This window comes from Priestia sp. Y58, assembly GCF_029522095.1.
Classification (GTDB): domain Bacteria; phylum Bacillota; class Bacilli; order Bacillales; family Bacillaceae_H; genus Priestia; species Priestia megaterium_E.
Genome location: NZ_JAKWFL010000006.1, coordinates 103,199 through 123,157, shown reverse-complemented (window position 1 = coordinate 123,157; position 19,959 = coordinate 103,199). Strand labels below are relative to the sequence as shown.

Here is a 19,959-nt window from a genome sequence, read left to right as displayed (position 1 = left end):
TTTTATAGTAAAATAGATGAAGGGGAGGGGAGAAATAATGGAGATTGGATTATTTCAGCAGCAGTCGTTAAAGCTGACGATGTCAAAAGAATTATCACAAGCTATTTCTCTTTTACAATATTCATCGATGGATATTGTAGCGTTTTTACATGAGCAGGCGCTTCAAAATCCGCTTATAGATTTTTCAGAGCTGCCCGTCTATACATCTCACAATCAAAAAAATCATGCAACTTCTGATTCAACAGATTATATGAGCAGTATACCAGCTCCTAAAGAAACGCTGTACGAACATTTAATGAATCAATCCGCATTATTAAAGTTAGATGAATGTGAGCAGGCAGCCGTTGAGTTTGTTATTAATAGCCTGGATGATGCTGGCTATTTGCATGATGAGTTAATTATACTTGCTAACCAGCTTGGTCAAGATCAAGAGCAGGTTGAAAAGGCTCTCCAGCTTGTGCAGCAGATGGACCCGGCAGGAGTAGGGGCGAGAAGTTTACAAGAGTGCTTAATGCTTCAATTAAAAAGAAGTAATCAATGGACAGAAAAAATAGAGCAAATTTTGACACATCATTTTGAGGAATTTGCGTATAAAAAATGGATGAAAATCTCAAAGTTATGTCAAATCTCACTTGAAGCTCTTCAACAATTACATGAACAGATTAAGAAATTAAATCCTCGTCCTGGATCATTTTATATGAAGTCCAATGAACGATTCATTGTACCGGATTTTATTGTAAAAATTGAAGATGGAAATGTCGTTGCTTATGCAAATGAGGATTTGGAACCTCGCCTTTCAGTGAATGAACAATACAAACTTCAGCTGAAAAACAGGCAAAACCAAGAAATGTTTTCTTATTTACAAGAGAAATATCGTGAATTCCAATGGATTATGAAAAGTTTACACACACGCAAAGATACATTAAACGCATTAATGAATACCTTACTCGTTGAACAAGAAGCATTTTTTAAAAAGGGTCCTTCGTATTTGAAGCCCTTAACAATGAAGGAAGTAGCGGAACAAACGTCTGTGCATGAATCAACGATTAGTCGTGCTACTCGGCACAAATATATTCAAACGCCTTTTGGCACTTTTTCAATGAAATCTTTTTTCTCAACTAGTATTCAACTGGGCAACAACGAAGCGACTTCTACAACTCACGTAAAAGAACTGCTTAAAAAGCTAGTATCAGAAGAAAACAAACAGCGTCCGCTTTCAGATCAGCAGTTGGCTAACGTCTTGCAAAGCAATTATAACGTTACTATTTCAAGAAGAACGGTAGCCAAATACCGAGATCAATTAAACGTTTTACCATCCAGCCAACGAAAACTTTTTGTCACGCAGTAAAGGAGTGAGAATGTGGAAGTCGTACTGTATACCAAAAATAGCTGTCATTTATGCGATGATGCAAAGAAGCTGCTTGCAGAGATGCAGTCTGAGTTTCCCTTTCAGCTTATTGAACGAGACATTTACAAAAACGATGAGTGGCTGGAAAAGTATCACCTTGCGATTCCTGTAGTAGAAATGGACGGAGAAGAAGTCGAATATGGAAAAATAACAGGTATTCCATTAAGAAAACGCTTACTTTTAAAAATAGGCAACACATGAGTTGAATAAAGGATTCACTCCTGTTAGAATAGATTTTGTAGCAGGGTGAATTTTTTTTGCGCAAGGTGGGACATAATATGTCTATATGGGACAAAATATGTCCAGCAAGTTTATGCCTTAAGGGGATTTTAACATGCGTTCTTTAATAGAAGTACAACGAAAATTATTACCTGAACTTCTCTCAGTTATGCAAAAGCGCTATCAAATCTTGCAATACATACGTTTAATGCAGCCGATTGGCCGCAGAAACTTAGCTGTAAGCCTTGGGCTAACAGAGCGTGTGTTACGAAGCGAAGTAACATTCTTAAAAGAACAAGATTTGATTGACATTTACCCTAGTGGGATGACGCTTACAAACCAGGGAGAACTACTTCTAGCTGAATTAGAAGAAGTAATGAAGGAAGTTTCAGGACTTCGATTATTGGAAACAACATTAAAAGAGGCGTTTTCTTTATCAGAAGTTGTTGTTGTATCTGGAGATAGTGATCAGTCTCCTTGGGTCAAAAATGAAATGGGTCGAGCATCTGTTTCGTGTATCAAGGAGCGCCTTGTTGGTGAAAAAAATACCGTTGCTGTTACAGGTGGTACAACGCTTGCCGCCGTTGCCGAAATGATGACACCTGATTCAAAACACCCTGATGTACTTTTTGTACCTGCTCGCGGAGGGCTAGGTGAAAATGTACAAAACCAAGCAAACACGATTTGTGCTAAGATGGCTGAAAAGTCCATGAGTCACTATCGCTTGCTTCATGTTCCAGATCAGCTTAGTGATGAAGCATACCGATCCATTATCGGTGAGCCATCTATTAAAGACATGCTTCATTTAATCAAGTCCGCTGGTATGGTTGTTCACGGAATAGGAGACGCTATGACAATGGCAGAACGCCGTAAAACACCACAAGCTGACTTAGAAAAAGTGAAAAATGGACATGCTGTAGGTGAGGCATTTGGATACTATTTTAATCATCAAGGCGAAGTTGTTCATAAAGTTAAAACAGTTGGCATACAACTCGATGATTTAAAGAACAATAAATGTGTTATTGCTGTTGCAGGAGGTTCATCAAAAGCAAAGGCAATTAAAGCGTTTATGCAACAAGCGCATGATTCGATTCTCATTACAGATGAAGGCGCCGCAAAAGAGTTAGTAAGGGATTTTAATTAATCCCTCATATAAAAAAATACTTTTTACATTCAAGGAGGAAATACCCATGGCAGTAAAAATTGGTATTAACGGATTTGGTCGTATCGGCCGTAATGTATTCCGCGCAGCTTTAAAAAATGATAACGTTGAAGTAGTAGCAATCAACGACTTAACAGATGCTAACATGCTTGCTCACCTTTTAAAATATGATTCTGTACACGGAAAATTAGATGCAGAAGTAGTAGTAGATGGTAGCAACTTAGTAGTAAACGGTAAAACAATCGAAATCTCTGCTGAACGTGACCCAGCTCAATTATCTTGGGGCAAACAAGGCGTAGAAATCGTTGTTGAATCTACTGGATTCTTCACAAAACGCGCTGACGCTGCAAAACACTTAGAAGCAGGAGCTAAAAAAGTAATTATCTCTGCTCCAGCATCTGATGAAGACATCACAATCGTAATGGGTGTTAACGAAGACAAATACGATGCAGCTAACCACAACGTAATTTCAAATGCTTCTTGTACAACTAACTGCTTAGCGCCATTTGCTAAAGTGTTAAACGACAAGTTCGGTCTTAAACGCGGAATGATGACAACAGTTCACTCTTACACAAACGACCAACAAATCTTAGACTTACCACACAAAGATTACCGTCGTGCTCGTGCAGCTGCTGAAAACATCATCCCAACTTCAACTGGTGCTGCTAAAGCTGTATCTCTAGTATTACCTGAATTAAAAGGTAAATTAAACGGTGGAGCTATGCGTGTTCCAACTCCAAACGTTTCTTTAGTAGACTTAGTTGCTGAACTTGATAAAGAAGTAACTGTTGAAGATGTAAACAACGCTCTTAAAGAAGCTGCTGAAGGCGATCTTAAAGGTATCCTTGGTTACAGCGAAGAGCCACTAGTATCTGGTGACTACAACGGTAACATCAACTCTTCTACAATCGATGCATTATCTACAATGGTAATGGAAGGTAACATGGTTAAAGTTATCTCTTGGTACGATAACGAGAGCGGATATTCTAACCGTGTAGTAGACCTTGCTCAATACATCGCTGCTAAAGGACTATAAGAATAACTTAAAATTCGCTTCTATTTGATTCAATAAGACAGAAATCGACTAGACTTTCCTTTTTTATTGGATATCTGAAAATAGAACGACTATAATAAGACTTGCTAAGGAAGAGAGGGGCATACCCCCTCTTCCTTGATTTATGTATTGGCTTCTACATGAAAAAGCGTCATAAACAGCTAACTTGAGTTTCACTTTATATAGAAAGGCGCCAATATATAAAATGAAATGTACGTTGGTCTGTGGATTGATGATTACATAGAAGCCTACTTGCTTAGTACCATAAATACTTAAGGAGGCCTTTTAACGATGAACAAAAAAACGTTGAAAGACATCGATGTAAAAGGAAAGCGAGTATTTTGTCGCGTAGACTTTAACGTACCAATGAAAGACGGAAAAGTAACAGACGAAACTCGTATTCGTGCAGCTGTTCCTACTATTCAATATTTAGTAGAACAAGGTGCAAAAGTAATTTTAGCTAGCCATCTTGGACGTCCAAAAGGCGAAGTTGTTGAAGAATTACGTCTAAATGCTGTTGCAGAACGTTTACAAGCTCTTCTTGGTAAAGACGTTGCAAAAGCTGACGAAGCTTTTGGTGAAGAAGTAAAGAAAACAATCGACGGCATGAGCGAAGGCGATGTTTTAGTACTTGAAAACGTACGTTTTTACCCAGGCGAAGAGAAAAACGATCCTGAATTAGCAAAAGCGTTTGCTGAATTAGCAGATGTATACGTAAACGATGCATTCGGTGCAGCTCACCGTGCGCATGCTTCAACAGAAGGAATTGCTCAACACATTCCAGCAGTAGCAGGTTTCTTAATGGAAAAAGAGCTTGATGTGCTTTCAAAAGCATTATCGAACCCAGAACGTCCATTTACTGCAATCGTTGGTGGAGCAAAAGTTAAAGACAAAATCGGTGTAATTGACCACTTGCTTGATAAAGTAGATAACTTAATCATCGGTGGAGGACTTTCTTACACATTTATTAAGGCACTAGGCCATGAAGTAGGTAAATCACTTCTTGAAGAAGACAAGATTGAACTTGCAAAATCTTTCATGGAAAAAGCTAAGAAAAACGGAGTAAACTTCTACATGCCAGTGGACGTGGTAGTAGCAGATGACTTCTCAAATGATGCTAATACTCAAGTTGTATCAATTGAAGATATTCCAAGCGATTGGGAAGGCTTAGACGCAGGACCGAAAACGCGTGAAATCTATGCTGACGTAATCAAAAACTCTAAGTTAGTTATTTGGAATGGACCAATGGGTGTATTTGAATTAGACGCATTTGCTAACGGAACAAAAGCAGTAGCTGAAGCTTTAGCAGAAGCAACTGACACATATTCAGTAATCGGCGGAGGAGATTCTGCAGCAGCTGTTGAAAAATTCAACCTAGCTGATAAAATGAGCCATATTTCTACAGGTGGCGGTGCGTCACTAGAGTTTATGGAAGGTAAAGAACTTCCAGGCGTAGTTGCACTAAACGATAAGTAAGTTTATGTTTCAGTAAGACGGAGGACCGACCTGACGACTGATAATATAAATAATTATCAAGCAGCGAAGAAGGATGACCAAGAGATAAAAGGGACCGAATCACTTTTAACAGCACCCTCTTGGACATCTAACGCGTGAAGTGAAAACCCACAATAAACAAAGGACGGTGTTACACATGCGTAAACCAATTATTGCAGGAAACTGGAAAATGAACAAAGTACTTTCTGAAGCAACTAGCTTTGTTGAAGAAGTAAAAGGAGCAGTACCATCTCCTGAAAGCGTAGATTCAGTAGTATGTGCACCTGCACTATTTTTAGATCGTCTAGTAGAAGCGACTAAAGGCACAGACTTAAAAATTGGTGCACAAAACATGCACTTTGAAGAAAACGGTGCGTTCACTGGAGAAGTGAGCCCTGTTGCATTAGCAGACTTAGGTGTGAACTACGTAATTTTAGGACACTCTGAACGTCGTGAAATGTTTGCTGAAACGGACGAAACAGTAAACCAAAAAACAATTGCTGCATTCAAACACGGCTTAACACCAATCGTTTGCTGCGGTGAAACAAACGAAGAGTACGAACAAGATCAAACAAAAACAGTTGTAGCTAATCAAGTACAAAAAGCATTAGCTGGTCTAACTGATGAGCAAGTAAAACAAACGGTTATCGCATATGAGCCAATCTGGGCAATCGGTACAGGTAAATCTTCAACTGCTGAAGGTGCAAACGAAGTTTGTGCATACATCCGTAGCGTTGTTGCAGAACAATTCTCTCAAGATGTTGCAGATGCTGTACGTATTCAATACGGCGGTAGCGTAAAACCTGCTAATATTAAAGAATATATGTCTCAATCAGACATTGACGGAGCTTTAGTAGGTGGAGCAAGCTTAGAAGCAGATTCTTTCTTACAGCTTTTGGAGGCTGGTAAGTAATGAGTAAAAAGCCAGTAGCATTAATCATCTTAGATGGTTTTGCATTACGCGATGAAGATAAAGGTAATGCGGTAACACATGCAAAAAAACCAAACTTCGACCGTTTCTGGAACGAGTATCCTCATGCTACACTTCAGGCGTCTGGAGAAGCTGTAGGCTTACCAGAAGGCCAAATGGGTAACTCTGAAGTAGGTCACTTAAACATCGGCGCAGGCCGAATTGTGTACCAAAGCTTAACTCGTGTAAACGTAGCAATTCGTGAAGGCGAGTTTGAACAAAACGAAACGCTTCTAGCAGCTGTAAAGCACGCAAAAGAAAAGGGTACAAACCTTCATCTTTTCGGGCTTTTATCTGATGGCGGTGTACACAGTCATATTGAACATCTTTATGCATTATTGCGTCTAGCTAAGAGTGAAGGCTTAGAAAAAGTCTACATTCATGGCTTCTTAGATGGTCGTGACGTAGCACCTCAATCTGCTGAAACGTATTTAAAAGAACTTAATGAAAAAATTGAAGAGTACGGCGTTGGTGAAATTGCAACACTTTCAGGACGTTACTACTCAATGGACCGCGACAAACGCTGGGAGCGCGTAGAGAAATCATACCGCGCAATGGTGTACGGTGAAGGTCCATCATATACAAGCGCTGAAGAGTGCGTAAAAGATTCATATGAAAATGGAATCTATGACGAATTCGTTTTACCTTCTGTTATTACAAAAGAAGACGGATCGCCAGTTGCGACAATTCAAGACGAAGATGCAGTCATTTTCTACAACTTCCGTCCGGATCGCGCAATTCAAATTTCAAATACGTTCGCAAACGAAGATTTCCGCTCATTTGATCGCGGTGAGAAACATCCGAAAAACTTACATTTTGTATGTCTAACTCACTTCAGCGAAACAGTTGACGGATATGTAGCCTTTAAGCCAATCAACTTAGATAATACGCTTGGTGAAGTATTATCTCAAAATAACTTAAAGCAGCTTCGTATTGCTGAAACGGAAAAATATCCTCACGTAACGTTCTTTATGAGCGGTGGACGTGAAGCAGAGTTTCCTGGTGAAACACGTATCTTAATCGATTCACCAAAAGTAGCAACATATGACTTGAAACCTGAGATGAGTGCTTATGAAGTGACGGACGCGTTGCTTGCAGAAATCGAAGGCGATAAGCAGGACGCTATTTTATTAAACTTTGCAAACCCTGATATGGTAGGTCATTCAGGTATGTTAGAACCAACGGTAAAAGCAATTGAAACAGTAGATGAGTGCTTAGGCAAAATTGTAGATGCAATTTTAGCTAAAGGCGGTACAGCAATTATCACAGCAGACCATGGTAATGCTGATGAAGTGATTACACTTGAAGGTAATCCAATGACGGCTCATACAACGAATCCTGTTCCAGTAATTGTAACAAAACAAGGCTTAGAGCTTCGTGAAGACGGTATTCTAGGGGATCTAGCTCCTACAATGCTTACTCTTCTAGATGTAGCACAGCCAAAAGAAATGACAGGTAAAACATTAATTAAATAATTAATTATAAAGGAGAGTTTTAAAATGCCAACAATTCTTGACATTTATGCACGCGAAGTATTAGATTCTCGCGGTAACCCAACAGTTGAAGTGGAAGTATATACTGAATCAGGCGCTTTCGGACGCGCAATCGTACCAAGTGGTGCTTCTACTGGTGAACACGAAGCAGTAGAATTACGCGATGGTGACAAATCTCGCTACCTAGGTAAAGGTGTATTAAAAGCAGTAGAAAACGTAAACGAAATTATCGCTCCTGAATTAGTAGGTATGGACGCAACTGATCAAATCGGTATCGACCGCCTTATGATTGAGCTAGATGGTACGGAAAACAAAGGTAAATTAGGTGCTAACGCTATCCTTGGTGTATCTATGGCAGTAGCTCACGCAGCGGCTGACTTCGTAGGTCTTCCATTATACCGTTATCTTGGTGGATTCAACGCGAAGCAATTACCAACTCCAATGATGAACATCATCAACGGTGGTTCTCATGCTGATAACAACGTTGACTTCCAAGAGTTCATGATTTTACCTGTAGGAGCTCCTACATTCAAAGAAGCAATCCGTATGGGTGCTGAAGTATTCCACGCGTTAAAATCTGTTTTATCTGCAAAAGGCTTAAACACAGCTGTAGGTGACGAAGGTGGATTCGCTCCAAACCTTGGTTCTAACCGTGAAGCATTAGAAGTAATTGTTGAAGCAATCGAAAAAGCTGGCTACAAAGCTGGTCAAGACATCCAATTAGGTATGGACGTTGCTTCTTCTGAATTCTTCAACAAAGAAACTGGTAAATATGACTTAGCAGGCGAAGGCCGTACAGGCGTAACTTCTGCTGAAATGGTAGATTTCTACGAGCAGTTAGTTAACGAATTCCCAATCGTTTCAATCGAAGACGGATTAGACGAAAATGACTGGGATGGTCACAAGCTATTAACTGAGCGCATTGGCGGCAAAGTACAGCTTGTTGGTGACGATCTATTCGTAACAAACACGAAAAAACTTGCTCAAGGTATCGAACAAGGCGTAGGTAACTCTATCCTTATCAAAGTTAACCAAATCGGTACATTAACTGAAACGTTCGAAGCTATCGAAATGGCTAAACGTGCTGGTTACACAGCAGTAGTTTCTCACCGTTCTGGTGAAACTGAAGATGCAACAATCGCTGATATCGCTGTTGCAACAAACGCTGGTCAAATCAAAACTGGTTCTATGAGCCGTACAGATCGTATTGCGAAATACAACCAATTACTACGTATCGAAGACGAGCTAGGTGTTCTAGCTGTATACGATGGCGCTAAATCTTTCTACAACTTAAAAAAATAAGTTGAAAGTATAAAGAAACGGATGACGATTGTCATCCGTTTTTTTACGTTAAAATCCGGTGTATTTCACTGCCATTACTTGTACGAGAGGGTTTTTTATGATAAATTAACTTTAGCGTAGTGCGCGTACTTTATCCCCGGTAATGCCAATCAGAAGGGATGAAGAAACCCCGCTGATTGACTATTACTTGGTGTAGGAGGTGTGTCTTAGTGCATACATTGCTGATTACTTTGCTAGTGATTGTTTCAATTGCTTTGATTGTTGTGGTCGTTTTACAATCAAGTAAAACTACTGGATTATCTGGAGCTATTTCCGGTGGAGCTGAAACGTTATTTGGGAAACAAAAAGCACGTGGAATTGACTTAGTTTTACACCGTTTGACAGTAGTGTTATCTATCTTATTCTTTGCGTTAACACTTGCTGTATCTTATTTCAAACTTTAATATGTTACTGGATAGACTGCCACCTAATGCATATGTACTTGGTGTATACCAACTTATGTATTAGGTGGTTTTTTAATGGGCGTGTTGAATACTTTAATTTCATTTTTAAGTAATGATATAATATAGCTTTAGAAAAAAGTACTAAATATAGTATAAAAGCGTAAAAGTGGATGGCTCCATCTCTTGTTATGTGATGGCCGTCACATAAATACATGTTTTTTTCTATTAGGACTGCAGATATTATAACTAAAAGGAGTTAAATGATATATGAAAATTGCACAACCAAAGCCATTTACATTTGAAGGCGGCGAAAAAGCTGTTTTATTACTTCATGGTTTTACCGGAAATTCTGCTGATGTTCGTATGTTAGGTCGTTTTTTAGAGAAAAAAGGATACACATGCCACGCACCTCATTACAAAGGACATGGCGTAGCGCCTGAAGAACTTGTTCATACTGGTCCAAAAGATTGGTGGAAAGATGTCATGGACGGCTATGATTTTTTGAAAAGCAAAGGTCATGAAAGTATTGCCGCTGTAGGTCTTTCACTAGGTGGCGTATTTTCACTGAAATTAGGTTACACTGTACCTATAAAGGGTATTGTGCCTATGTGCGCCCCTATGTATATAAAGAGTGAAGAAGTCATGTATGAAGGTGTTTTAGCGTATGCACGCGAATATAAAAAGCGTGAAGGTAAATCGTCTGAACAGATTGAACAAGAAATGGAAGAATTCAAGCAAACACCAATGAACACATTAAAGTCTTTACAGGAATTAATCGCTGAAGTGCGAAATTCAGTAGATATGATTTATGCACCGACATTTGTTGTACAAGGTCGTCATGATCATATGATTAATACAGACAGCGCCAATATTATTTATAATAGCGTCGAGTCTCCTACAAAAGATATAAAATGGTACGAAGAATCTGGTCATACCATTACCTTTGATAAAGAGCGTGATCAGCTTCATGAGGATGTATATGCATTTTTGGAATCACTTGATTGGTGATAGAGATAATACGAATAAAGAAAAAGGAGGGACATGATGTGAAAGAAGAAAATCAGCCCTATATAAATGAAATATTGGATTTTATGAAAAGGGATAATTATAAACCTTTGACTGTCCAAGAGCTTGCAAAAGAATTCAACACTGAGGATGCAGAGTCATTCAAAGAGTTTGTAAAGGCACTTGTTATTATGGAAGAGAAGGGTTTAATTATCCGAGCAAGAAACGATCGCTACGGGCTGCCGGAACAAATGAATTTTGTCAAAGGGAAAGTAAGCGGACATGCAAAAGGGTTTGCGTTCGTAGTTCCTGAAGAAAAAGATGCGGGTGATGTATTTATTCCCCCTACCGAAACAAACAATGCTATGCACGGAGATATTGTGCTTGCAAGAGTGTCATTAGAATCATCAGGTGCTCGTCGTGAAGGAACCATTGTAAAAATCTTAGAACGAGGTACTCAGCAAATTGTAGGTACGTATACGCAAAGCAAAAATTTTGGCTTTGTGATTGCGGATGACAAAAAAATTGCAGGTGATATCTTTATTCCCAAATCAGCAAGAAACGGTGCAGTTGAAGGGCATAAAGTAGTAGTAGAACTGACAACCTATCCGGAAGGCCGCATGAATGCAGAAGGAAAAGTGGTTCAAATCCTTGGACATAAAAACGATCCCGGGATCGATATCATTTCTGTTATCCATAAGCACGGTCTTCCTCAAGAATTTCCTGCTGATGCTTTAACACAAGCAATTGATACACCTGAAACGATTGACGAAAAAGATATCGGCAACCGCCGTGATCTTCGTGATCAAGTCATTGTAACCATTGACGGAGCAGATGCAAAAGATTTGGATGACGCGGTAACAGTTACAGAGCTTGAAAATGGAAACTACAAATTAGGCGTCCATATTGCAGATGTAAGTCACTACGTTAAAGAAGGTTCTCCGATTGATATAGAAGCAGCAGAGCGCGGAACAAGCGTCTATTTAGTAGACCGAGTTATTCCGATGATTCCTCACCGTTTATCTAATGGAATTTGCTCATTAAATCCAAAAGTTAACCGTTTTACGCTTTCTTGTGAGATGGAAATCGATTCACAGGGTGAAGTAGTGAAACATGAGATTTTTGAAAGTGTCATCAAAACGACAGAACGAATGACGTATTCAGACGTTAACAAAATCTTAGTGGATAAAGACGAAGAAGTGTTAGAACGCTACGAGCCAATTGTTCCGATGTTTGAGCGTATGGAAAAGCTGGCAGCTATTCTTCGTAAAAAGAGAATGGATCGCGGTGCCATTGATTTTGATTTCAAAGAAGCAAAAGTATTAGTAGACGATGATGGCCATCCTCACGATGTTATTTTGCGTGAACGTTCGGTTGCTGAAAAGCTAATCGAAGAATTTATGCTAGCGGCGAATGAAACAGTAGCAGAGCATTTTCACTGGATGAACGTACCATTCATTTATCGTATTCATGAAGATCCAGATGCAGAGAAGCTTACTCGTTTCTTAGAGTTCATTACAAACTTTGGTTACACGGTGAAAGGAACAGGAAACGATATTCATCCGCGTGCACTGCAGGATATTTTAGAAGAAGTAAAAGGTACGCCTGAAGAGATGGTTATTTCAACTGTTATGCTTCGTTCGATGAAACAAGCGAAATATGAAGCAGAAAGTTTAGGTCACTTTGGTTTATCAGCTGAGTTCTATACGCATTTTACGTCTCCAATCCGTCGTTATCCGGATTTAATCGTTCATCGTCTCATTCGCACGTATTTAATTGAAGGAAAAACAGATCAGCAAACGCAAGAAAAATGGCGCGAGCTTCTGCCTGATGTTGCTGAGCATTCTTCTAATATGGAACGTCGTTCAGTTGACGCTGAGCGGGAAACGGACGATATGAAAAAAGCTGAGTTTATGGCTGATAAAGTTGGGGAAGTATTTAATGGTATTATTAGCTCTGTTACTAACTTTGGAATGTTCGTGGAGCTAGAAAATACGATTGAAGGTTTAGTTCACGTCAGTGACTTAACAGATGACTATTATCGTTACGACGAACGTCACTATGCGATGATTGGAGAAAAAACGGGCAATGTCTTCCGAATTGGAGACGAAATTGAAGTGAAAGTTGCCGATGTGAATAAAGACGAGCGTTCAGTTGACTTTATTATTGTAGGAATGAAAGAAAGTCGCAAACGCTTATCTAAAGACCGTCCTAAAGTGATTAAAGCAAAACAAAAGTCACGCAAAGATGACAAAGGAAAAGGTCGTGAGGGCAGCCGAAGCAAAAATGAAGAGTGGTCTACTCAAAGTCCAAAGAAGAAAAAGAAAAAAAGATTCTTCGAGGGTGCCCCAAATGTTAAGCGCAAAAAGAAAAAGCGTAAATAATCGACAGCAGTGAAGCAGAAGGATAGTCCTTCTGCTTCAAAACAGCTCCATTAAACGTTTTAGTTGTTGTTTAGATTTCCATACAGTAAAATAATACATAATATCATACATATACGTAAGTACGGCTGAAGGGAAGGAACGTTTTATGCCAAAAGGTGAAGGGAAATTAATTGCACAAAACAAAAAAGCCCGCCACGACTTTTTTATTGAAGAAACATATGAGACGGGTATTGTTCTACAAGGAACGGAAATCAAATCAATTCGTAATGGGCGTGTAAATTTAAAGGACTCTTTTGCTCGTGTGCAAAACGGAGAAGTATTTCTACACAATATGCACGTTAGTCCTTACGAACAAGGAAATCGATATAATCATGAGCCGTTGCGTACACGAAAGCTATTGCTGCATAAGCGTGAAATCAGCAAGCTAATTGGCTATTCAAAAGAAACGGGTTATTCATTAGTTCCTTTAAAAGTGTATTTAAAAAATGGATACGCAAAGGTTTTACTAGGGCTTGGTAAGGGTAAAAAGAAATATGACAAGCGTGAAGACTTAAAGCGAAAAGAAGCGAAGCGCGATATCGAACGAGCATTTCGTGATCGTCAAAAGATGTGACATTACAAAATCTTACAATTGCAAAATGCTCATTTTGTGATATAATAAGTATTGTTATCAGTTAGATTTCATTTTGCACACTGAAGTCGCTATCTGATGTAAGATTTTTTCTTACACATTCCGACTCCCTTTTATATGGGGACGTTACGGATTCGACAGGGGTAGTTCGAGCTTAGGTTGCGAGTCGAGGAGATGGCCTCGTTAAAACATCAACGCCAATAATAACTGGCAAATCTAACAATAACTTCGCTTTAGCTGCATAATAGTAGCTTAGCGGTTCCTCCCTCCATCGCCCATGTGGTAGGGTAAGGGACTCACTTTAAGTGGGCTACGCCGGAGTTCGCCGTCTGAGGACGAAGGAAGAGAATAATCAGACTAGCGACTGGGACGCCTGTTGGTAGGCAGAACAGCTCGCGAATTATCAATATGCCAACTACACTCGTAGACGCTTAAGTGGCGATATTTCTGGACGTGGGTTCGACTCCCACCGTCTCCACCAATACATATTGTATGGTGGCTTACCTTACTTATAACAGGAGTTAATCAAATGGAGGTTCTTCATTTGATTAACTCCTTTTTAATTTATGATTTATGTAAAATTGAAAAAAGCAGGAAAGAAATAAAAGGATGCCTCTTATACAATGAGACATCCTTTTACTTTTGTTTAAGCTGAACAAAAAGAAGCATAAGAAAGGAAAGAAAGACGATTGAAATAACCCATAGCCAAGCGAGATTCATGTTTCCAGAGTCAATCGCTACGTAGATAGCGGTAGGCACAGTTTGAGTTTCACCTGGAATATTGCCAGCAAACATCAAAGTGGCTCCAAACTCTCCGAGTGCTCTTGCCAGACTTAGCACTCCTCCTGTTACGATGGCTTTAGAAGCTAAAGGGATGGAAATAAAGAAAAAGACTTTCCATTCGCTTGCACCATCTACTCGAGCTGCGTCTTCAATTTCGTAATCTACGCCTTGAAAGCCTGTTTTGGCAGATTGATACATAAGCGGAAACGCAACGACAACGGATGCAATAACAGCTGCCCACCATGTGAAAATGACGGGTTGTTGAAAGACCCATTCAATTGCCCGGCCGAGGAGGCTGTGTTTCCCGAATATGACAATCAATAAAAATCCAACAACAGATGGAGGGAGCACCAATGGGAGCATTAACGCCGTTTCAAGCATCACTTTTCCCTTAAAGTGTTTCCTGGATAACAGTTTTCCTATAACAGTGCCTAAAATAATAACGACAAATCCTGCTACTAATGCAATTTTAAGCGATAGCTGAAGAGGAGATAAAAATTCTTGAATCATAGCGGCCTCAATTTGCAGTGAAACCGTATTTCTTTAAAGTGTCAAGAGCCGTCTTACTTTGTAAAAATTGATAAAAAGCTTTTGCTTCTTGTGGATGTTTCGAATCCTTAATAACGCCTACAGGGTATACAATTGGTTTGTGAGTGCTATTATTTGCAGTAGCGACAATCTTCACCTTTTTTGAAATCAAGGCATCGGTTTTATAAACCACCCCAGCTTCAACGTTTCCTGTCTCCACATAGGAAAGAACCTGGCGTACGTCTTTCGCATAGACGGTTTTTGGCTCAATGTTTTTCCAGAGGTTCAGCTGTTCAAAAGTCTCCTTCGCATACTGTCCGGCAGGAACGGATTCTGGTATTCCAAGTGCAATTTTTTGAACAGTCGGCTTTGATAGATCTTCAAAATTTGTGATAGCAGACGTATTATTCTTTGGCACGATAAGCACAAGGTCATTGCCAACCAAGTCAGTACCATTTTCCTTGGAGATAGCTCCTGCTTTTACTAGTGCATCAAACTTGTCTTCCGCGGCTGAAAAAAATAAATCAACAGGTGCGCCGTTTGTAATTTGCTGTTGCAGCGAGCCTGAAGCTCCAAAATTAAATTTTAAGTCTATATTTGGATGCTTTTTTTCATATTGCTTTTGAATATCAGTGAGCGCATCTTTTAAGCTGGCCGCAGCGGATATCGTTAAGCTGATGTTTTTGTGCTGAGCTGCGGATTGAGCTGTATTTGTTTCGTTCGAACAAGCAGCAGTAAACATAATTAAAAATAATAGTGCGAATAAGGGTTTAAAGTATTGTTGCATCGTGTCACCTCAATTAGTTGTAGTAAAGCAATTTAGTATAACTATATCACGTTCATTTAAAATTTGACTTCCTAAAAAGAAAACAGCGACTTGAAAGGGGGAAAACTTTCAAGTCGCTGCTTCATTTATTCTTCCAACGCTTTGCCCATTCCTTTTAAAAAGTGAAGCCCAAATCCAATTGCACGATTGACATCTGGATCGTTTAGCGCTTTTATAAGAGCTAATGCACTTACTTTTTTTCCTGTTTTTATATATTCATTCGCTTCGTTCATACCAGCTGTTGCGCTATTTACAAGTTTAGCGGTTACCTCTGGATCTGCCTTCATCAAACCGCTGCTTGCACCCATAAGAGTATTAATTAAATTGGTTACCGGTTCTCTGGAAATTTGATGAAGCGCAATTTTTGAGATTTTTTCTTTTGCTTGAATCATTGAATCAGCAGCTTCAAGAACACCCATGTCGTTAAGTTCGCCAACAATACCGAGAATACGGTTCAAAGCTTCTTCATTATCTGCTAGCAGAGAAGTTAAATCTTCTAATTTTTGTTGTTTTTCTTCTTCCTCGCTTAGAAGAGGTTTCCTAATTTCTGTAATAGGTTGTGCCATCTTTTCTCCTCCTATTTACTTGTTAAATGGACGTAGCCAGGACGGTTCCATTTACGCTGAACCTCGACCCCATTTTGAGGATGACGTTTTTTGTTACGGGGATTTGTAGACGGTAAAGGCGTTTCTCCACCTTTACTTAATACTTCCATCCGTACTTTTGTTTGTTTGTAAGCCGGCGTATTTGTTCGTTGGTCAACTGCAGGTCCCGTCAAAAAGTTAATAGCCGAATCTTTATGAACAGAGTGCATTGGAAGATACAGCTCATTTGCTTTTACTCGCTCTGTAATTAATGCCTGTACTTTTACTGCTCCAAACGGTGAGATTAATCTGACAAGCGAACCTTCTTCAATTTCACGCTCCTTGGCAAGCTGAGGTGAAATTTCTACGAATACTTCTGGTACTTTTGATTGGATGCCGCTCGATTTATTGGTCATATTCCCTTCGTGAAAATGTTCTAACATTCTTCCATTATTAATGTGTAGATCATATTCTTCTGGGAATTCGGCAGGAAGTACCCAATGTGATAAAGCAAAGCGCGCTTTTTTATCTGGGAAATTAAACCCATCGACGTAAAGTAACGGCGTGCTTTTTCCCTCTAAACTCCCCCATAAGAAGCTATTCCAGCCTTCAAGGTTTTCGTAGCTGGCTTGGCTGAATAGAGGTGATAGACTAGCCATTTCTGCAAAGATATCACCAGGATGTGTATACGTCCAGTTCGCACCTAAGCGGTTGGCAATCTCTTGAACAATCCACCAATCCGGCTTTGAATCACCGAGCGTTGGTAATGCTTGATACAATCTTTGGACACGTCGCTCCGTATTGGTAAATGTTCCGTCTTTTTCAAGAGAAGGAACAGCAGGAAGTACAACATCAGCATATTGAGCCGTTCTCGAAAGGAAAATGTCTTGGACGACAAAAAAATCTAAATTTGATAATATTTCGTGTACATGGTTAGCATTTGAATCAACAAGAGCCATATCTTCTCCGACAAGGTACATGGCCTTCATTTTTCCTTCATCAATTGAATGCAGCATTTGAATATTATCAAGCCCTGGCTTATCTTTAATTTTTACACCGTATGCTTTTTCAAATTTCGCTCGGGCGACTGAGTCTGTGACGTGCTGATAGCCTGGAAGCCAAGCAGGAAGAGTTCCCATATCACATGCTCCTTGGACGTTATTGTGGCCTCGGAGCGGATAAGCGCCTGCTCCAGGGCGTCGATAGTTTCCAGTAGCAAGCAACAGGTTTGAGATAGCCGCTGATGTATCAGAGCCTCCCGTATTTTGCGTTACGCCCATGCCCCACAGCACACAGGTTCCATCGGCGTCTCGAATCATTTCAGCTATTTGAATGAGCGTTGCTGCTGGAATACCCGTAATTTGTTCAGCATATTCAAGCGTGTACTTTTCAAGCAAAGAGCGAAAGTCTTCAAAATAGTTGACGTTTTCTTGGATGAACTTTTCATTGTGCCATCCCTGGTCAATCATGTATTTTGTTACAGCCATTAGCCATACTTGGTCCGTACCTTGTTTTGGACTGATGAAAATGTCAGAGCGTTCAGCCATTTCGTTTTTGCGCAAATCTGCGACGATTAGTTTTTGGTCATGAAGCTTATGCGCGCGTTTGATGCGAGTTGCTAATACAGGATGACCTTCAGCAGGGTTAGCTCCAACGATGATAACCAGTCCAGCTTTTGCGATGTCTTTTATCGTGCCGGCATCGCCTCCCATTCCCACTGTTCGAAATAATCCATCAGTTGCAGGAGACTGACAGTAGCGAGAGCAGTTGTCTACGTCATTTGTTTCAAACATTTGGCGAGCCAGCTTTTGAATAACATAGTTTTCTTCGTTTGTAATCTTAGAAGAAGAAATAAAACCAACTGATCCATGTCCATACTGCTGATTAATAGAGCTTAACCTGCTTGCTACTAAGTCGAGGGCTTCTTCCCATGACGACTCTACAAATGCACCATTTTTTCGGATTAAAGGCTTAGTAATACGTTTTTCAGAGTTTACAAAATCCCAGCCGAATTTTCCTTTCACACAGGTTGAAATGGCATTTGCGGGAGCATCAGAGCTAGGCTGAACTTTAAGGATTTCACGGCCTTTTGTCCATACTTCAAATGAACATCCAACTCCGCAAAATGTACAGACAGTTTTTGTTTTTTTCGTGCGTGTTTCGCGCATAGCGGCTTCCACTTCTGAAACAGCAAAAATTCCGCTGTATCCAGGTTCTACTTCTTTAACTAAATCAATCATTGGATTTAAAACGTCTTTTGGAAGCCCAGTCATAAATCCAGCTTCTCCAAGCATGGATTTTTCCATCAAGGCATTACAAGGGCATACGGTTACACATTGACCGCAGCTCACACAAGAAGATTCATTGATTGCTACACCGTCATCCCAGAGAACGCGGGGACGTTTTGCTTCCCAGTCGATAGAGAGTGTTTCATTAACTTGAAGATTTTGACAAACCTCTACGCATTGGCCACAAGCGATGCATTGATTAGGGTCATAACGGTAGAACGGATGAGACATATCGACTTCATTCTCTGAGGCCTTTGGCGTATAGGGGTATTTTTGATGTTCAATCTCCATCATTTCGGCTGTGTTATGTAATTTACAGTTTCCGTTGTTATTGTCGCAAACGGTGCAGTATAGCAAATGATTCTCTAATAAACGATCCATTGCTTCCGTCTGTGCCGCTTTTGCGGGTGCTGATTGTAATTCAATCTTCATGCCGTTTTCAGCTTTTGTAGAACAAGAACGAACTAACTCGCCATTCATTTCAACGATACATGTGTCACAAGTTTGAATAGGATCCACTTCAGGAACATAACAAATCTGAGGGTGCTCAATGCTTTGCTGATTAATAATTTCGAGTATGGTAGAGCCTGAAGCTGCTTTGTATTCGTTGCCATTTATATGAACAGTGATGATTTCACGACTCATTTGTTTTCCTCCTTTATATAAAAACAAAAAACCACCATGAATACACACGCCTAATCAAATAAGGGAATGCAATCATGGTGGAATAGTTTACTAGCAGGTCTTACTAATATGCCAATCCGGCCCATTTATATCGTTAAGAAAAAGTGATAGAGTAATAACAATTCATTATTATTATTCCATCTCGGTTATTTATAATTATATCGCTACGTTTTTAAATGCACAACTTTTTTAAATACCCAACTCTCTTCAAAAGTTTTGCTGCAAAGATTTTAGGCTTTTATTTTTTGAAGTGTTGATTTATGATAAAAAAACTGTAGGAATAAAATGTACAATTTAATTTTAATCGGTGGGAGAGCGTTGATTATGTCAAAAACTATTCATGAATTTAATGATATTATTCGGAAGCTTCGAAAAGATTTATTTGGAAAAGGACCGGAAAGAATACATACGGTTTTTGTTGAAAATATGGCTGTCTCAACACTGTATGGAAATTTAACTCCGACAGAAACATTTATTGCAAGCACTTCTGAAGGATGTGACATGGTTCATCTGGCTCGAACAAAAATGATCCAAGATGTATATGCATCGAATCCGCCGGAAGGGCTAGAAGAATTGGTAGGAGCAAAGTTGGTTAATTTATTTTCAGATATGAAAATAAAAGAAAATATAGCGGTTTCCGTATTCGTTTTTGATAAAAACATTATTTAAAAAAGGAGACATCACATGAACTCGACCGTTAA

At 39.6% G+C, this 19,959-nt stretch carries 17 protein-coding genes and 1 other RNA gene; 14 read left to right on the top strand and 4 right to left on the bottom strand.

What is annotated here, in order from left to right:
• The first annotated feature begins 37 nt into the window (after positions 1 to 37).
• The 13 genes from rpoN to ssrA all read left to right on the top strand — a co-directional run bounded on the left by rpoN (position 38) and on the right by ssrA (position 14,046).
• On the top strand, positions 38 to 1,348 hold the full coding sequence (rpoN, locus tag MMB68_RS18680; protein ID WP_028409645.1) for an RNA polymerase factor sigma-54: 1,311 nt from the start codon (positions 38 to 40) through the stop codon (positions 1,346 to 1,348).
• A gap of 12 nt (positions 1,349 to 1,360) precedes the next feature.
• On the top strand, positions 1,361 to 1,609 hold the full coding sequence (locus MMB68_RS18675) for a glutaredoxin family protein (RefSeq protein ID WP_221785827.1): 249 nt from the start codon (positions 1,361 to 1,363) through the stop codon (positions 1,607 to 1,609).
• 133 nt (positions 1,610 to 1,742) lie between these two features.
• On the top strand, positions 1,743 to 2,771 hold the full coding sequence (locus tag MMB68_RS18670; protein ID WP_221785826.1) for a sugar-binding transcriptional regulator: 1,029 nt from the start codon (positions 1,743 to 1,745) through the stop codon (positions 2,769 to 2,771).
• A gap of 46 nt (positions 2,772 to 2,817) precedes the next feature.
• Positions 2,818 to 3,825 (top strand): type I glyceraldehyde-3-phosphate dehydrogenase, encoded by a 1,008-nt coding sequence (gap, locus tag MMB68_RS18665; protein WP_013059702.1) that lies wholly within the window; start codon positions 2,818 to 2,820, stop codon positions 3,823 to 3,825.
• A gap of 309 nt (positions 3,826 to 4,134) precedes the next feature.
• Positions 4,135 to 5,319 carry a phosphoglycerate kinase gene (locus MMB68_RS18660; RefSeq protein WP_217028886.1) on the top strand — a complete coding sequence of 395 codons (1,185 nt, stop codon included), beginning with the start codon at positions 4,135 to 4,137 and terminating at the stop codon, positions 5,317 to 5,319.
• A 175-nt stretch (positions 5,320 to 5,494) separates the two neighbouring features.
• Positions 5,495 to 6,250 carry a triose-phosphate isomerase gene (gene tpiA / locus MMB68_RS18655; RefSeq protein ID WP_013085385.1) on the top strand — a complete coding sequence of 252 codons (756 nt, stop codon included), beginning with the start codon at positions 5,495 to 5,497 and terminating at the stop codon, positions 6,248 to 6,250.
• Entirely contained in the window at positions 6,250 to 7,782 is a 1,533-nt protein-coding gene (gpmI, locus tag MMB68_RS18650; RefSeq protein WP_116074735.1) for a 2,3-bisphosphoglycerate-independent phosphoglycerate mutase, read from the top strand. The genes tpiA and gpmI overlap by 1 nt, the downstream gene beginning before the upstream one ends.
• Positions 7,783 to 7,806: 24 nt before the next feature.
• Positions 7,807 to 9,102 carry a phosphopyruvate hydratase gene (gene eno / locus MMB68_RS18645; protein ID WP_221785825.1) on the top strand — a complete coding sequence of 432 codons (1,296 nt, stop codon included), beginning with the start codon at positions 7,807 to 7,809 and terminating at the stop codon, positions 9,100 to 9,102.
• A gap of 209 nt (positions 9,103 to 9,311) precedes the next feature.
• Positions 9,312 to 9,545: a preprotein translocase subunit SecG gene (secG, locus tag MMB68_RS18640; protein ID WP_014457843.1), complete on the top strand. Its 234-nt coding sequence runs from the start codon at positions 9,312 to 9,314 to the stop codon at positions 9,543 to 9,545.
• A 267-nt stretch (positions 9,546 to 9,812) separates the two neighbouring features.
• The gene (locus MMB68_RS18635; protein ID WP_221785824.1) at positions 9,813 to 10,553 is read left to right on the top strand and encodes an alpha/beta hydrolase; all 741 of its coding nucleotides are present in this window, start codon (positions 9,813 to 9,815) and stop codon (positions 10,551 to 10,553) included.
• A gap of 38 nt (positions 10,554 to 10,591) precedes the next feature.
• Positions 10,592 to 12,934: a ribonuclease R gene (gene rnr, locus MMB68_RS18630; RefSeq protein WP_277549246.1), complete on the top strand. Its 2,343-nt coding sequence runs from the start codon at positions 10,592 to 10,594 to the stop codon at positions 12,932 to 12,934.
• 145 nt (positions 12,935 to 13,079) lie between these two features.
• The gene (gene smpB / locus MMB68_RS18625) at positions 13,080 to 13,547 is read left to right on the top strand and encodes an SsrA-binding protein SmpB (protein ID WP_013059694.1); all 468 of its coding nucleotides are present in this window, start codon (positions 13,080 to 13,082) and stop codon (positions 13,545 to 13,547) included.
• A 137-nt stretch (positions 13,548 to 13,684) separates the two neighbouring features.
• Positions 13,685 to 14,046, top strand: a transfer-messenger RNA (tmRNA) gene (gene ssrA, locus MMB68_RS18620).
• Between the two features lie 155 nt (positions 14,047 to 14,201).
• Here the strand turns inward: ssrA and modB are convergent.
• The 4 genes from modB to fdhF all read right to left on the bottom strand — a co-directional run bounded on the left by modB (position 14,202) and on the right by fdhF (position 19,219).
• Entirely contained in the window at positions 14,202 to 14,858 is a 657-nt protein-coding gene (gene modB / locus MMB68_RS18615) for a molybdate ABC transporter permease subunit (protein WP_221785822.1), read from the bottom strand.
• Positions 14,859 to 14,865: 7 nt separating this feature from the next.
• A complete protein-coding gene (modA, locus tag MMB68_RS18610; RefSeq protein ID WP_277448459.1) occupies positions 14,866 to 15,663 on the bottom strand; it encodes a molybdate ABC transporter substrate-binding protein in 798 nt (265 codons plus the stop codon).
• 125 nt (positions 15,664 to 15,788) lie between these two features.
• Complete coding sequence (locus MMB68_RS18605; RefSeq protein ID WP_277448458.1) at positions 15,789 to 16,268, bottom strand: helical membrane plugin domain-containing protein; 480 nt, start codon at positions 16,266 to 16,268, stop codon at positions 15,789 to 15,791.
• Positions 16,269 to 16,279: 11 nt separating this feature from the next.
• A complete protein-coding gene (gene fdhF / locus MMB68_RS18600) occupies positions 16,280 to 19,219 on the bottom strand; it encodes a formate dehydrogenase subunit alpha (protein WP_277549245.1) in 2,940 nt (979 codons plus the stop codon).
• A 363-nt stretch (positions 19,220 to 19,582) separates the two neighbouring features.
• Between fdhF and MMB68_RS18595 the strand changes: the two genes are divergently transcribed.
• Positions 19,583 to 19,927: a Na-translocating system protein MpsC family protein gene (locus MMB68_RS18595; protein WP_013059689.1), complete on the top strand. Its 345-nt coding sequence runs from the start codon at positions 19,583 to 19,585 to the stop codon at positions 19,925 to 19,927.
• Positions 19,928 to 19,959 lie beyond the last annotated feature (32 nt).